General features: G+C 61.5%; 17 protein-coding genes. 6 read left to right on the forward strand and 11 right to left on the reverse strand.

What is annotated here, in order from left to right:
- Positions 1-2: 2 nt before the first annotated feature.
- Positions 3-1,025, reverse strand: coding sequence for an ImmA/IrrE family metallo-endopeptidase (locus tag NU688_RS19690; protein WP_257862489.1), 1,023 nt, complete (start codon positions 1,023-1,025; stop codon positions 3-5).
- A gap of 403 nt (positions 1,026-1,428) precedes the next feature.
- On the opposite strand from NU688_RS19690, the gene NU688_RS19695 reads away from it, so the two are divergent.
- The 3 genes from NU688_RS19695 to NU688_RS19705 all read left to right on the forward strand — a co-directional run bounded on the left by NU688_RS19695 (position 1,429) and on the right by NU688_RS19705 (position 3,675).
- Positions 1,429-2,073 (forward strand): sce7726 family protein, encoded by a 645-nt coding sequence (locus NU688_RS19695; protein WP_257862490.1) that lies wholly within the window; start codon positions 1,429-1,431, stop codon positions 2,071-2,073.
- Between the two features lie 144 nt (positions 2,074-2,217).
- Positions 2,218-3,261 (forward strand): beta family protein, encoded by a 1,044-nt coding sequence (locus tag NU688_RS19700; RefSeq protein WP_257862491.1) that lies wholly within the window; start codon positions 2,218-2,220, stop codon positions 3,259-3,261.
- A 111-nt stretch (positions 3,262-3,372) separates the two neighbouring features.
- Positions 3,373-3,675 (forward strand): hypothetical protein, encoded by a 303-nt coding sequence (locus tag NU688_RS19705; RefSeq protein ID WP_257862492.1) that lies wholly within the window; start codon positions 3,373-3,375, stop codon positions 3,673-3,675.
- A gap of 39 nt (positions 3,676-3,714) precedes the next feature.
- Here NU688_RS19705 and NU688_RS19710 read toward each other — a convergent pair whose 3' ends face one another.
- From NU688_RS19710 to NU688_RS19740, 7 genes are all read right to left on the reverse strand, one after another.
- Positions 3,715-4,215, reverse strand: a complete 501-nt coding sequence (locus NU688_RS19710; protein WP_257862493.1) for a cupredoxin family protein — start codon at positions 4,213-4,215, stop codon at positions 3,715-3,717.
- A 62-nt stretch (positions 4,216-4,277) separates the two neighbouring features.
- Positions 4,278-5,012, reverse strand: coding sequence for an amino acid ABC transporter ATP-binding protein (locus tag NU688_RS19715; protein WP_257862494.1), 735 nt, complete (start codon positions 5,010-5,012; stop codon positions 4,278-4,280).
- Positions 5,013-5,021: 9 nt separating this feature from the next.
- On the reverse strand, positions 5,022-5,711 hold the full coding sequence (locus NU688_RS19720) for an amino acid ABC transporter permease (RefSeq protein WP_257862495.1): 690 nt from the start codon (positions 5,709-5,711) through the stop codon (positions 5,022-5,024).
- A complete protein-coding gene (locus tag NU688_RS19725) occupies positions 5,711-6,448 on the reverse strand; it encodes an amino acid ABC transporter permease (RefSeq protein ID WP_257862496.1) in 738 nt (245 codons plus the stop codon). Before NU688_RS19725 ends, NU688_RS19720 begins: the two co-directional genes overlap by 1 nt.
- A 57-nt stretch (positions 6,449-6,505) precedes the next feature.
- On the reverse strand, positions 6,506-7,432 hold the full coding sequence (locus tag NU688_RS19730; protein ID WP_257862497.1) for a transporter substrate-binding domain-containing protein: 927 nt from the start codon (positions 7,430-7,432) through the stop codon (positions 6,506-6,508).
- Between the two features lie 22 nt (positions 7,433-7,454).
- Positions 7,455-8,624, reverse strand: coding sequence for a cystathionine beta-lyase (metC, locus tag NU688_RS19735; protein WP_257862498.1), 1,170 nt, complete (start codon positions 8,622-8,624; stop codon positions 7,455-7,457).
- Between the two features lie 33 nt (positions 8,625-8,657).
- Entirely contained in the window at positions 8,658-9,110 is a 453-nt protein-coding gene (locus NU688_RS19740; protein ID WP_257862499.1) for a hypothetical protein, read from the reverse strand.
- Between the two features lie 96 nt (positions 9,111-9,206).
- On the opposite strand from NU688_RS19740, the gene NU688_RS19745 reads away from it, so the two are divergent.
- Positions 9,207-10,145 (forward strand): LysR substrate-binding domain-containing protein, encoded by a 939-nt coding sequence (locus tag NU688_RS19745; RefSeq protein ID WP_257862501.1) that lies wholly within the window; start codon positions 9,207-9,209, stop codon positions 10,143-10,145.
- A gap of 24 nt (positions 10,146-10,169) precedes the next feature.
- On the opposite strand, the gene NU688_RS19750 is transcribed toward NU688_RS19745, so the two are convergent.
- Positions 10,170-10,370, reverse strand: coding sequence for a hypothetical protein (locus NU688_RS19750; RefSeq protein ID WP_257862502.1), 201 nt, complete (start codon positions 10,368-10,370; stop codon positions 10,170-10,172).
- Here NU688_RS19750 and NU688_RS19755 point away from each other — a divergent pair.
- Both NU688_RS19755 and NU688_RS19760 read left to right on the forward strand, forming a co-directional pair.
- Positions 10,369-10,617, forward strand: a complete 249-nt coding sequence (locus tag NU688_RS19755) for a hypothetical protein (protein WP_257862503.1) — start codon at positions 10,369-10,371, stop codon at positions 10,615-10,617. The genes NU688_RS19750 and NU688_RS19755 overlap by 2 nt on opposite strands.
- 7 nt (positions 10,618-10,624) lie before the next feature.
- A complete protein-coding gene (locus NU688_RS19760; RefSeq protein ID WP_257862504.1) occupies positions 10,625-11,680 on the forward strand; it encodes a DMT family transporter in 1,056 nt (351 codons plus the stop codon).
- 14 nt (positions 11,681-11,694) lie between these two features.
- Here NU688_RS19760 and NU688_RS19765 read toward each other — a convergent pair whose 3' ends face one another.
- Positions 11,695-12,156, reverse strand: a complete 462-nt coding sequence (locus tag NU688_RS19765) for an MgtC/SapB family protein (protein ID WP_257862505.1) — start codon at positions 12,154-12,156, stop codon at positions 11,695-11,697.
- A gap of 682 nt (positions 12,157-12,838) precedes the next feature.
- Positions 12,839-13,354 carry a hypothetical protein gene (locus NU688_RS19770; protein ID WP_257862506.1) on the reverse strand — a complete coding sequence of 172 codons (516 nt, stop codon included), beginning with the start codon at positions 13,352-13,354 and terminating at the stop codon, positions 12,839-12,841.
- Positions 13,355-13,425 lie beyond the last annotated feature (71 nt).

The raw sequence follows: 13,425 nt of genomic DNA on the forward strand, positions 1-13,425 counted from the left end.
CCTCAGTTCGCTCCATCCCAGCCGGTGATCTGCGACACGAGGTCTTGCAGGTCGTCGGCGACGCGGCTGAGATCCAGGTGCGAGCGCAACTGCTGCAGCAGCGCCCCCTCTGGATCCAGGTCTTCACTGAGGAAGTTCAACGCCGTCAGCGCAGTGGGCCAACGCTTTGTGAGAAAGGCATATCTCAGAACGAAGTGTCCCGCTTCAATCCCCACAGCGCTGGCAGCACCGCGGGCGAGTACCGCGATGTCCACAGGCGCGGCCAGAACGGGCCATTTGGTCACATGCGCCGTCACCTCGTCGCCGCCCAGCGTCTGGAGTGCGAAGTTGTCCGCCTCTGCTTCCTGGCCGTCTGTCGACAGCTCGGTTGCGTACGTGCTCGTCTCCTGAAGCGAGACATCGATGATGGAAGATCCTGGACGCAGATGCCCCAGCGCGATGTGTCCGATCTCATGCGCCAAGATAAAGCTCAGCCAAGCCCTAGACGACTTCTTCTTGGCGATCACGATGGCCGGACGTCCGCCCAACTGCAGCGCGGCCCCATCCATCTTGCGCACGCCCACAGGCAGGTGTGGCAAGGGAATGACCGGGATTCCGTGGGCCCAGCACAGGTCCAGAAGGGCACTGAAACCGAACTGACCGGCGCGATCGCGCATGGCCAGTGCGCGCAACTCACCTGGATTTGGAGGCAGCGGAACGTACGGGATCGGCAAGGCGGCCAGCACTGCCTGCGCAAGAGATGACGCAATGAAGCTTGCGGCCGAGAGTGAAGACGCCTCAATGTTGACCGAGTGCTTGTAGGCAACGCTGGCCATGGCACCTTTGGGAACGATCTGCCCCGACAGCAGCGGCTGAAGCTCGACGCTCAGCCGCCTGCTCACGTGCATCGCCAACTCCGCCGCACCGCCGCGTTCCTTCTCCAGTGCGGGATCCCACCAGTCAGGCAGAAGCCGACGCACTTGCGCGCGCGTCAGGCCGATCGCCGACACGGCTTGGTAGATGGTCTTGGCATCCGGATGGGTCACTGCATGTTCCTGGTTGCCGTCAATGGTGCACTTTTCAGGACGGGCCCTAACGCCTCGATCAATCGGGCGAGCAAGTCGGCCGTCTCCGGCCGTCCGTCCCAGACACGCTCAAGCGCCCCTCGCACACGGGGATTATCGAGCACGCTGTCTATCTCTGTTATGCCATTTTCAAAATCAATATTTGCATAATCCAACAGCGGCCGTATGGCTGCCGTCACGGACTTGGTCCGTCCACTCAAAAATCGGCTCACTGTGGGTTGGCCTACACCAGCAGCCTGAGCAAGTGCATTCACAGAGATACTCTGTCGCTTCAGGTACAGCCGTAGCGCTTCTCGGGCCCGGACAGCTTCCAAGGTGGTGGGTTTTGCTGTTCTTGGCATAACTGCATTATATAATGCATAAAATGAGCACTCCGTCCATCACCGAAAGCGAGTTGCGCCAAGCGGTGCGCTCGCGACTGCTCGCAGACGCCGCCAAGTCGGGTGGGAGGCTCTTCGAAGAGCTCGGGATCGAAGGTGGGGAGGCGCGAGTGGACTTGGCGCTGGTGGATACACAGCTCAGCGCTTTCGAGCTGAAGAGCGATCTCGACTCGTTCTCGCGTCTGCACAACCAGATTCATGCCTACAACCGCGTCTTCGACCGAGTGACCCTGGTCACGGGGCCGGTCTATTCCGAGGCCAGTCTGGCCTTGATGCCCGCGTGGTGGGGAGTCTGGTCAGCCCTGCGCCGTACGGATGGCACGCTCGCGCTGCGCGTGCTGCGCAAGCCGAAGGCCAATCCGGTGCAGGACCGCCTGAGTATGGCCATGCTGTTGTGGCGCGCCGAATGCATCGAAACGCTGGCGTCGCACAGGGGCGAGCTGCCTCCCAAGCGGGCCACGAAGTTCGAATTGCAAGAAATGCTCGCGCGGGAACTGAGCATGCGCACGTTGCGCGAAGCCGTCACCAGTTTGCTCCGCAAACGACAGTCGGGTTTCTTGCCGTCGACTTCGCTCGCATCAGCTGGCACTTCGGATGCCGTCGCCTTCGCTCTGAACTGCTTGGCATAAGCCATAGCGCGTGCGCCAAGGCTGGCAAAACACTGTGCCCGTCCGCGCGTGGAAACTGCGGCATTGATGTATCCGGGGAAATCCCGTAATCCAGTGTAAGCAACCGTGACGTACCCTCTAGGCACAAAGAGTCTGGAGGGACCAATGCCTGCGATATGGAAATACCTGCCCATCCTGAAATGGAAGCAGGGGGAACGAATCGCCTTGAGCAAGCTCACGGGCGCTCAATGGGATGGGATGGTCCCGTTGATCGAAATTCTTCCCATCGACCCCAAGAAGGGGACCCTCTCCGAAACGCTGGTGCCTTACATCACCAAGATTGGAGGGCAAATGGCCAAATCGATTCCGGAGGGCACGCCAATCGCGATCGACATTCGGTACTTCATGCCCACCTACGCAAAACAGACCCAGGTGCTCACCTCGATCTGCAAGCGGCTGTCGGCGCTGACCGGTCGTCAGATCATCCCGGTCATCACGGAGGCGATGGTTGCGCGTCCGGCAGACCTACCGGATCTCACCAAGGCCTTCGAGGTCTTCGTGCTCCGGATCCAGACACACGGCGTGACCTCCGACCAGGTTAAGGATTTTGTCAAAGTCGTGGTCGGCGCGGGTATCGCCAAGTCGAGACTTCATCTGCTCGTCGATCAGTTCTCGATCGTGGGTGTCGCCCCCGCGGCGTGCATCGCGGCCGTACAGCCTTATCTTGACGAGGCGCTTGCCGCCGGGTGCAGCAGCACCACGCTCGCCGGTGGCTCATTCCCGCTGAACCTCGTGGGCCGCAAGCAAGGTCTCCACGACATCGAGCGCGTTGAATGGAAAGCTTGGAAGGCGGTGGTTGCCAAACCTGCATACGCAAAGGTGCTGTTCAGCGACTACACCGTGAGCAACCCGGCCCCTGCGCCAGACATCGACCCCACCATGATGAATCCGTCAGTGGCCATCCGCTATGCCAGCGACGGCTTCTGGCGCTTGTTCAAGGCTGGCGGCTTCAAGAAGGGGAAGCAGGATCAATACAAGAACCTTTGCATCCTGCTCAAAGGCGATCCCGTGTATTCAGGTGCCGCGTTCAGCTTCGGCGACGATTGCTACGACAAAGCGTCCGTCGGCGTGCTCGGCAATGGCAACCCGACCAGTTGGCGGCGCGATGCCGCGAGTCACCACCTGGTGTTCACATCGTCGGCCATATGAGACAGCGGTACTGATCCGGTCGCCTTCTTTTTCCTCATGCAGCACTCGCGCACGCACTCTGCAGCCCGACGTGCATCCTCACCCCTGCGATACCAACCCTCAAGGAACAACATGCCCCAACTTGCAAAAGCCGACTTGCACTACACGGACTACAGCTGGACGGCCGTTCCCGGAGACGATCCGACCAAGGTCAAGGCAGATTCGGATCGGTTGAGCCGCAAGGAAGGTTACGAAGTCCTTGACTACCTCAACTCGTTTGTCGGACCGGAGAAGGCCGATCTGTCCAAGGCAACACGGCTCATCATCGAATGGATCGTGCATGAAAAGTTGCCGTCGAATGTTCAAGGAAGAACCAAGGTCACGGCGTGGATCGTTGAAAACTTTCCCACTCTCAGACCCAGCTATCCGCGGTAGTGACGGCCTCTCGCGACGGCATGTCCACCCGCGTCGCCCTCAAGATCCTGTGGCGGCCGCGACCTTGACCTTGCCGACCATGCCGGCTTGGTAGTGTCCCGCGATGAGACAGGCGAAATCAAATTCGCCCGCCCGGTTGAAGGTCCAGACGATCTCGCCGGTCTTGCCAGGAGCGACATGCGCCATATAGGGCTCGGAATGCTCCATGCCCGGGAACTTCATCATGAGCGCGGCATGTTCGTCGAGCTCCTTCTTCGTGCCGATCACGAACTCGTGCATGACCTGTCCTTCATTGCGAATGGACAACCGGACGGTCTCGCCCTGCTTGACCTGGATGCGATCAGGTGTGAAGCGCATGCCGTCACTCATCTTGAATTCCAGCGTTCGCTTGGCCGCGCTCGCGTCGCCTGCGATGCCCCAACTCTTTTGTTCCTTGCGTGTCGGTCCGCTCGGCGCGCTGTGGTCCTCATCGCCGTGTGCAAGGGCCAGGCCCGAAAACGCCAGGGTGCTGGCGAGCACCAATGTCTTGATCGATTTCATGTGAATCCTTTTGGGGGGTGGTTGGGCACGTCTGGAAAGGGTTCTCGATGGTTCTTCGACTCTCAGTGCGCGAGGATCTTGGAGAGGAAGTCTTGCGCGCGCGGTGCCCGGCTCTCGGGACGCCCGAAGAACTCTTCGCACGAGCAGTCCTCAACGATGCGCCCTTGGTCCATGAAGATCACCCGGTCGCTGACCTGCCGGGCAAACCCCATCTCGTGGGTCACCACCATCATCGTCATGCCTTCGCGCGCGAGCTTCACCATGACATCGAGCACCTCGCCCACCATCTCTGGGTCGAGCGCCGAGGTCGGCTCGTCGAACAGCATGACGATCGGGTCCATCGACAGCGCCCGCGCTATGGCGACGCGCTGTTGCTGGCCACCGGAGAGCTGGCCTGGGAACTTGTCCTTGTGGATCGACAAGCCCACGCGATCGAGCATGCGCAGTCCACGCGCGACCGCTTCTGCACGCGAGCGCTTGAGCACCTGAACTTGCGCCAGCACGAGGTTCTCTGTCACGCTCAGATGGGGAAAGAGCTCGAAGTGCTGGAACACCATGCCGACCCGAGAGCGCAGCTTCGGTAGATCGGTCTTGGGATCGCAGACCTGGATGCCATTGACCGTGATGCTGCCGCGTTGAACGGGCTCCAGTGCGTTGACCGTCTTGATGAGCGTGGATTTGCCGGAGCCGGAGGGGCCGCAGACCACGACCACTTCGCCCTCGCGAACATGGGTGCTGCAATCCGTGAGCACCGCGAACTGGCCATACCACTTGGAGACGTCGTTGATTTCGATCATTGCGTTCATTCAGATCGCCGCTGCGGCCTTGCGCCGCTGCAGCCAGGTGACCCACCAGGCGCCTGCTGTGCACAGCACCAGGTAGACGACGGCGACCAGGATGTAGACCTCGACCACGCGCCCGTCACGTTGTCCCACCTTGCTGGCTGCCCCGAGGAAGTCGTTCAGGCTGATCACGTAGACCAGCGACGTGTCCTTGAGCAGGGCGATGGTCTGGTTGATGAGCGAGGGCGTCATGTTGCGAAACGCCTGCGGCAGGATCACATGCCGCATGGCCTGCCACGGCGACATCCCCAAGGATTGCGCCGCCTGCATCTGGCCTGCGCGCACGCTGCCGATGCCAGCGCGGATGATCTCGCAGTAGTAGGCGGACTCCGCGAGCACGAACGCCACGAGTGCGGCATAGATCGGACCGACGCTGAGGTTGGGGTCCCCGGTCACGCTGCGCAGCACCACCGGCATCAGGAAATAGATCCACAGGATCGTGAGGATCAGCGGGATCGAGCGGAACAGGTTCACATACCCCGCCACGAGGGCCGCCACCGGCCGTGGCGCGAAGATTCGGGTGATCGCCAGCAGGGTTCCAAGACCGATACCGGCCGCCATGGCGGCCACTACAAGGAAGGCAGTCATCTGCAGGCCCTGCAGCAGGTAGGGCCAGGCGCGCTGCAGGGATACCCAGTCGAAGTCGTAGCCCATCACGCGGTTCCCAGCAATCCGGGCACCCGTGCCCGGCGTTCGATATGGCGCATCAGCACGATCACGCCGTAAGTGATCACCATGTAGATGAGCGTCGCCGCAATGAAGGCCTCGAACGGATGGGCACTGAATTCACTGAGCTGGCGCGTCTGCCCGGTCAGCTCCATGAGTCCGATCGTGAGCGCGACGGCCGAGTTCTTGAACACGTTCAGGAAGTCCGAGGTCAGCGGTGGGATGACGATGCGAAGGGCCTGCGGCAGGATCACATGCCGGTAGGCCGCTGCGGTCCCCAGGCCGAGCGCCATGGCTGCCTGCTTCTGGCTGCGCGGCACCGACTCGATGCCCGCACGCACCTGCTCGGCCGCCTTCGCAGCCGTGTAGAGGGTGAGGCCCACCAGCACGGTCAAGAACTGGTTCGTGGTCGGGTTCATCTGCTTGAGCGCATTGCCCCATTCGAGGGGTAGCAGTTCCGGCACGACGAAGTACCAGAGAAACAGTTGCACGAGCAACGGCGTATTGCGAAAACAGTGGATGTACACCGTGGACAGGTAGCGCGCGGCCCGATGGGGCAGGGTCCGTGCAACGCCGGCGATCAGGCCGAGGCCCAGCGCCAGCGTCCAGGCCAGCAAGGACAGCGCCACTGTCCACAGCAATCCGCGCAGCAGCATCAAGCCGTACAGGCCCTCACCCGTGACCGAGGGTTTGAAGAAGATCAGCCAGTCCCAGCTGTAGTGCATCGCGAAAACTATTTAGACGGTTCGTGAGAAGGTCGTCGAACGTGTGACGTCGTCGCCTTACAGCGGCTGGTCGTTCGGATGACGCAGGAGCTCTTGCATGTCGGGCGACATTGGGAAGTTGACCGTCACGCTGCCCTTTACGGCAATGGGCTTGAGGAAGTACTTCTCGTACAGCGAGGCAAACTCGCCGGAGCGCATCATCCCGGTGATCACGCCGTCGACCAGCTTCTTGAAAGCCACGTCCCCCTTTCGCAGCATGCAGCCGTAGGCTTCCTTCTGCTGCGGCACACCGACTACCTCCCAGTCTGCGGGGTTCCTGGCGCGGGCGATGTTGCTGAAGAGAATGATGTCGTCCTGCGTTGCCGCTACGGCGCGTCCCGTCTCCACGGTCAAGAAGTTCTCGTTGATGTCCTTGGCCAGGATGATGTTGATGCCCCACTTGTTCTTCTCGTTGAGCTGCCGCAGCATGCGCTCCGCGGTGGTGCCTGCACTGACCACGACGTTCTTGCCGACCAGGTCGGACCAGTGCTTGATGCCGGAGTTCTTGCGCACCAGAAGCCGCGCGCCAACGACGAAGAACGTCGTCGAGAACGACACCTGGTTCTGGCGCTCCGCGTTGTTCGTCGTCGAGCTGCACTCCAGGTCGACGGTCTGGTTGGCCACCAGCGGAATGCGCGTCTGCGGCGTGACTTCCAGGGTCTTGACCTCCAACTTCGCAAGCTTGAGCTCCTTCTTGACCTGGTCGACCACGCGTTGCGCAATCTCCCAGGCAAAGCCCGCCTGCTTGTTGTTGTCGTCCAGGTAGTTGAACGGGATGGAAGCGCCACGCGTGGCCACCGTGATCGTCCCGGTGTCCTTGATCTTCTTGAGCGTGCCATCCAGCGGCTGCGCGGTTTGCGCGGCGACACTGGCGCACAGCGCGAGGCCGACAACAGCGAGGAAGGGGCGGATCAGCGCAGTGTGAATGGTCGGCTTGAGGGTCATCGCGTGCTCCAGGTATCGTGAATCAAAGGTTGAAACTCGTTTCGCAGGCGCTCAAGGCGCCATGCAGTTCATCAAGCAGCGCTTGGGGATCATCCAGGCCGATCGACAGGCGGATGACCGGGCCTTGAACATCACAGAAGTTTCGTTTGGCCAGCTCTTCCGCCGGATAGAAGGCCGCGATGCTGCGCACGCCGCCCCAGCTCGCGCCGATCGAGAACAGCTTCAGGTGCCCGAACAGTGCCCGGTAGGCGTCGTAGGGTCCATCCACAAGCTGCATCGACATCACGCAGCCGGACTGCTTGAAGTCACGCGCCCAGAGCACATGGTCCGGCGCGCCGGGCAGCGCCGGAAAGAGCATCCGGCGCACCAGAGGGTGCGTAGCGAGTCGCTCGGCGATCAACTGTGCGCTGGTGGCCTGGCGCTCCATGCGCACCTGCATCGTGTCGAGGCCTCGTGCAACCAGGAAGCAGTCCTCCGGGCTCACGGCCAGTCCCATCTGCGACTGCAGGCCGCGCAAGGACTTGTACAGGCCTTCGTCATTGGTCGCGATGCTGCCCATCAACACGTCCGAATGACCCCCCATGTACTTGGTGCAGGCGTGAATGCACAGGTCGACGCCATGTGCCAAGGCCGCGAATCCCAACGGACTGGCCCAGGTGTTGTCGATGGCCGTGAGCACGCCGCGCTCACGCGCCACGGCGGTGATGGCCGGCACGTCTTCCACTTCCATCGTCACCGTGCCGGGAGACTCCAGCCAGATGAGGCGCGTGTTGGGGCGCACCAGGGAGCCGATGCCCGCGCCGATCCGCGGCGGATAGAACTCGACCTCGATGCCGAGCGCCTGCAGCCGCTCGACGGCGAAGGACTTGGCCAGGCCGTAGGCGGCGTCGGTCATCAGCAGGTGATCACCCTTCTTGAGCAACGCCAGGAGCGCACTGCAGATCGCCGCCTGCCCGGAGGGAAAGACGACGCAATGTGCGGCGCCATCCAGTTCGGCGATGCGTGTCTCCAAGGCGCGCTGCGTCGGCGTGCCAGTCGTGCCATAGCTGAAACCATCCGGCAGACGGGTGCGGCGATTCACGAAATCGTCGAGCGAATCGAAGACGACGGTGGAGGCACGCCACACCGGGGGGGCCAGGCTGGCGAATGCGCCCCGAGGAGAGGCGTCGAGATTGGAAATGGGAGAGTTCACGATAGAAGACGGAGCTGTTCGTTGGAAGTGCGATCAGTTGGCGGGTGCGGATTCGATGAGCTGCAGCGCTTGCTTCATCTGATCGACGGCCATGTTCTCGAGATCGGTGTAGACCTTCATCTCCACCGACAGGCGGGCGAAGGTTTCCTTGGCCGCGGCGATCTTGGCCGGGTCGTTGGTCTTGGGGTTGGCCAGTGCAGCCTCCAGGCGCTTGTACTCGCTGGTGAGAAAGGCCGGTTGTTCGCCGATGGCGCGCAGGCCTGCGTTGGTCATCGAGCGGATGCGCAACACCATCTTCACATCCGACTGCTCCATCTCGCCCTGCGCGCGCTCCAGCGCAAGCTTCGCTGCAAGCGCTTGCTGGCTGTCCGGTTTCTTGGTGGCGGCGATGGTCTGGAATTTGGCGATGTCGCCGGAAAAATCGTGCGCCCACGCAGGTGCGGCACATGCCAGGACGGTCACTGCAAGAACTGTTTGAAGTTTCATGTCGCTTCTCCGGAAGGTGGCTGAAGACGCCAACTCTAGGACGATGGGGATAATCTGAATCGCACTCGAAATTCTTTCTCCATAAGCGGTTGTTATATGTTGCTCCGAGAGATCGAGGTTTTCCGTTCCGTGATGTCCGTAGGCTCTGCGAGCAAGGCGGCGGCGCTCCTGGGCGTCACGCAGCCCGCCATCAGCCAGTCGTTGCGCAGACTCGAGGAATCGGCGGGATTCCCTCTGTTTCGCCGATTGCGAGGCCGTCTGCATCCGACGCCCGAAGCGCAAGCCTTGTTGGTCGAGGTCGAACGAGTCTTCGTGGGCCTGAGCAGCATCGAGCACCGCATGCGCAGCCTCAAGCGTTTCGGCGTCAACACGCTGCGCATGGCGGTCTACCCGGCCTTTGGCCTGACCTTCGTCCCTCGGGTTCTGTCGCGGCTGGTGGCCGAGCGCCGCGACAGCGACGCCCGGCCGCAAATTTCGCTGCAGGTGCTCAGCTCGCGGGAGGTGCACGAGGCCGTCCTGGGGCGGCAGGTCGACTTCGGGCTGATGGCCGATGAGATGCCGACGACAGGCCTGGAGCATTCCGAGTTCGCGCGCTTTCCGGGTGTGGTGGTGATGCATGCGAAGCACCGCCTGACCAAGGCGAGAACCATCCAGCCGCATCAGCTTGCGGAAGAGCCATTCCTGGCGCTCAACCCCGAAGATGCATCCCGGCGGCGTCTGGAGCGGGCCTTGGCGGAGTGCAACGTCGGGTTGAGCGTGCTGGTCGAGACGCCCTACGCGGCGAGCGTGTGCGAAATGGCCTTGAGCGGAATGGGCATCGGCTTCGTCAACCCGGTCACCGCCATGGAATACGCCCAACGCGGTTTGGCCATCCGTCCGCTGTCCCTGGAAGTCTCTTTCGCGGGGGTGTTGGTGCTTCCCCCTGGGCAGCCGCTGTCCGGCCTCGCCCTGCGAGTGCTTCAGCTCATGCGCATCCAGTTGGCCGAAGACCAGAAGGCCCTCGCGAATCTTCTTAAACCCCGCGCCAAAGGTTGACTGCCAAACCGTCGATTACGGCATTCATGTTTGTGCAGGAATGGAGCTGGTATCGAAGCGCGCTGCAAAATGAACATAGGAAACCAGATCATCATGAAGATTCAAACGCTCAAGCCTTTGCACTGCCTTGCTTCTCTTCGCGTCGGCTATCGCCACCTCACCAGCCTTTGCCCAAGAAGCTGCGCCGGCCCGCCATGCCGGCGTGGTGCAGGCAGCGAACGACATGTCCGTCGAATCCGTTGTGGCGGCCGATAGGGCGGCCATCCACGTGGTGGACCACGATGACGATTACGACGTTAAGCAGATGAGCGGCAAGCTGCCCGTCCTCAACGGCGCCGAAAAGTTCTGGGCTGAGGCTGACCGATGGCGACACGCTGGAGGCCACGGGTACACGCTCGGCAAGGGCGCCAAGGTGATTGCCGCAGTGACCGAAGAGCGCAAGACAGCGACGGTCCGTTTGACGATCGAGTGACTCGGCCATGACTGCTCGACAACTTTCTCTCCCAGCGGTGAGAGGCGGCCTGCTCGCCCTACTCGCCGCCGCCCTCTTCGGGATCAGCACACCACTTGTCCAGCACTTCGGGAAGGGATTGGGTGCCCTCACGACCGCTGCGCTGCTCTACGCGGGCGCGGCTGCCGTTGGTTTTGCTTCCCGCCAGCGAGTGGAGCGCGAAGCGCGAATGGTGCGCGCTGATCTACCGAGGCTTTCGCTGATGGCAGCTTTCGGCGCGATACTTGGTCCGGTTGGTCTTGCCTGGGGACTTCAGCACACAAGCGGCACCAGCGCTTCGCTGATGCTGACGTTGGAGGCACTGTTCACGGCGCTGTTGGCGCGACTGCTCTATCAGGAGACCATGGAGCGACGCGTATGGCTGGCTATGCTGTGCTTGTTAGCCGGCGGCGTGGCGTTGGTTCTGGATCAAGGTCGCGGGGGCGGGACGCAACTCTGGGGAATGCTTGCCGTGCTCGTCGCGACTGCTGCCTGGGGTATGGACAACACACTCTCGCGGGCCTTGGCCGAGCGTGATCCGGGTCAGGTCGTGTTAGGCAAGGCCGCGATGGGTGCCGCGGCGACGGCCTTGCTGGCTTGGCTGTTCGGAGAGCGTCCACCTGCATTGACCGCCGCAATGGTCCTGTTCGCGGTCGGAGCGAGTGGCTATGGCTTAAGCCTTCGCTTCTACCTGCTCGCGCAGCGCGCCTTCGGTGCAGCTCGGACTGGCTCGGTTTTTGCCTTTGCACCGTTCATCGGCGCAGCTTTTGCCATCGCGCTTGGTGATCGAAGCGGCACGTGGGCAATGGCGGTCGGCGGCATCTTCATGATGCTTGGCGTGGCACTGCACTTAGTGGAATCGCATGGCCACGAGCATGCACACGAGCGGATGGAGCACGAGCACGCACATCGTCATGATGACGGCCACCACGACCATACCCACGATGTACTCCCCGTGGGCTCACATAGCCACTCTCATGTCCATGAGCTAATTCGCCATGCTCACGCGCACGTCCCTGACTCTCACCATCGACACATCCACTAAGCCGGCGCTAGCTCCTACTGCTCCGAGCCATCCGCATCTCCCTTACCCAGCGGCTTGAACCTGCTGAGTGCGAACAGGACAAGGAAGTTAGCCAGGGCAAGTACAAAACCGATGTCGTAGTACCCGAATCCTACTGCGGCGCCCACCACTCCGGTATTGAGGATGCTTGCCGCAGTGGCGGTGCCATGGGTACTCGTGCCTGATTTGAGGATTGCGCCACCGCCGATGAAGCCGATGCCGGTGATCACGCCCTCAAGGATTCGGGCTTGGCCTACTGAATGTTCGCCGAGAACTTCAATCGCGAGCAGTACGAACCCACAGCTCGCCATTGCCACGATCGGAAACGTACGCAACCCGGCACTGTTCGAGCCGTGCTCGCGATTCCATGCAATGGGCAGGGTGAAGATGAAAGCCAAGGCCATGCGTACGATGTGATTCGTCACGTCTCCCCATACTCCCCAAATTGAGCTTGTCATGTCGGTGTTCTTGTTTTCTGTATTTCCGGGGGGACTGCCGGCCGGTGCTCCGCCATCCTAGCAATGCGCATCGACAATCGACGAACTGCCGCATTACAGATGTGTAATCTGACCACGGTTGCCGAGGCGCAGGCGTCTCACCGCAGGGCTCACTGCAGGGCCGTGCGTCGAAATCTTGCCGGCGCACTGAATGCGTCCGCTCAATGCGCGGGTTCAGGTCCGATGGCTTATCTCGCTTGGTTCACGGGCCTCGAAGCGGTGTGCATACAGGTCGCCGCGGCGTCCTGCCTCAACGGACCCCTCATGGTGCGAGGTCGCAAAGGGTTTCGCATTGAACAGGGATGGCAAGCATGCCGCAAGGCCCCGCGCCGGGGCGCCCGACGGAGCCAGCGAGCATTTCATGCCGCTGAGGAGCGCGGACGTGCAAATCCGACCGCGCCTGCGCAGTCCAGCGTCGCTGCCGTTGGATGTCGATACACTCGGCGGCAGACGTACCCCCCTGATGAGCATCACTGCTTGGCTTACGGAGTTTCTGGAGATCGCTGGTCCCGGCCTGTCGCGCGGTCGACGTCGACTTGCAGCACATACACGCCACCGCCGCGCCGCCAGGGGTGGTGGGTCAGATTACAGCAATGTAATCTTGAAGTTCACGTTCTTGGCAAAATAGCTCATAGGATCGCAGTCACGAATGCGGTTTGCCCTTCATATCCCTTCGCCCTCCATTGGCGCACTGCACGCTCCTGGTCATGAGTGATCTTGAGTCATGTGCGACTTCATATCGCATAGATAAAATTCCTCGATGGTCCGCTGCTTGCTTGTCGTCTTGATGCTTTTGCTGCCAACCCAGTTCACCTGGGCGGCGGTCGCGACCTATTGCGAGCACGAGACCAAGCCAACTTCGTTTCATATCGGGCACCATGTCCATCAGCATCAGGCTGACGCCTTGGACCTCGTGCAACAAGAAGCCGATCTGGCGGACAAGCCCATATTCCTTGAACACGACGACTGCAGCTACTGCCAGACTGGTGTAGCTCAGTTTGGAGCGGCCTTGGACAGGTCTTTCGTGGGTCCCCAAGGATGCGCTTTTGTAGGAGCAACCTCCAAGCCCTACAACTTCAGGGTCGACGAAGACATCGATCGCCCGAAATGGATGCGCGCCGGTTGACCCGGCGCGCATCTGTCTTACTTTTTCGCTCACAAACGATGTTCTGACGATCGCGCCGGATTCCCTTGTCTCGTTCCTTTGACTGGAGAATTCGATGTGCAGGT

The organism is Variovorax sp. ZS18.2.2 (assembly GCF_024701975.1).
Lineage (GTDB): Bacteria > Pseudomonadota > Gammaproteobacteria > Burkholderiales > Burkholderiaceae_C > Variovorax.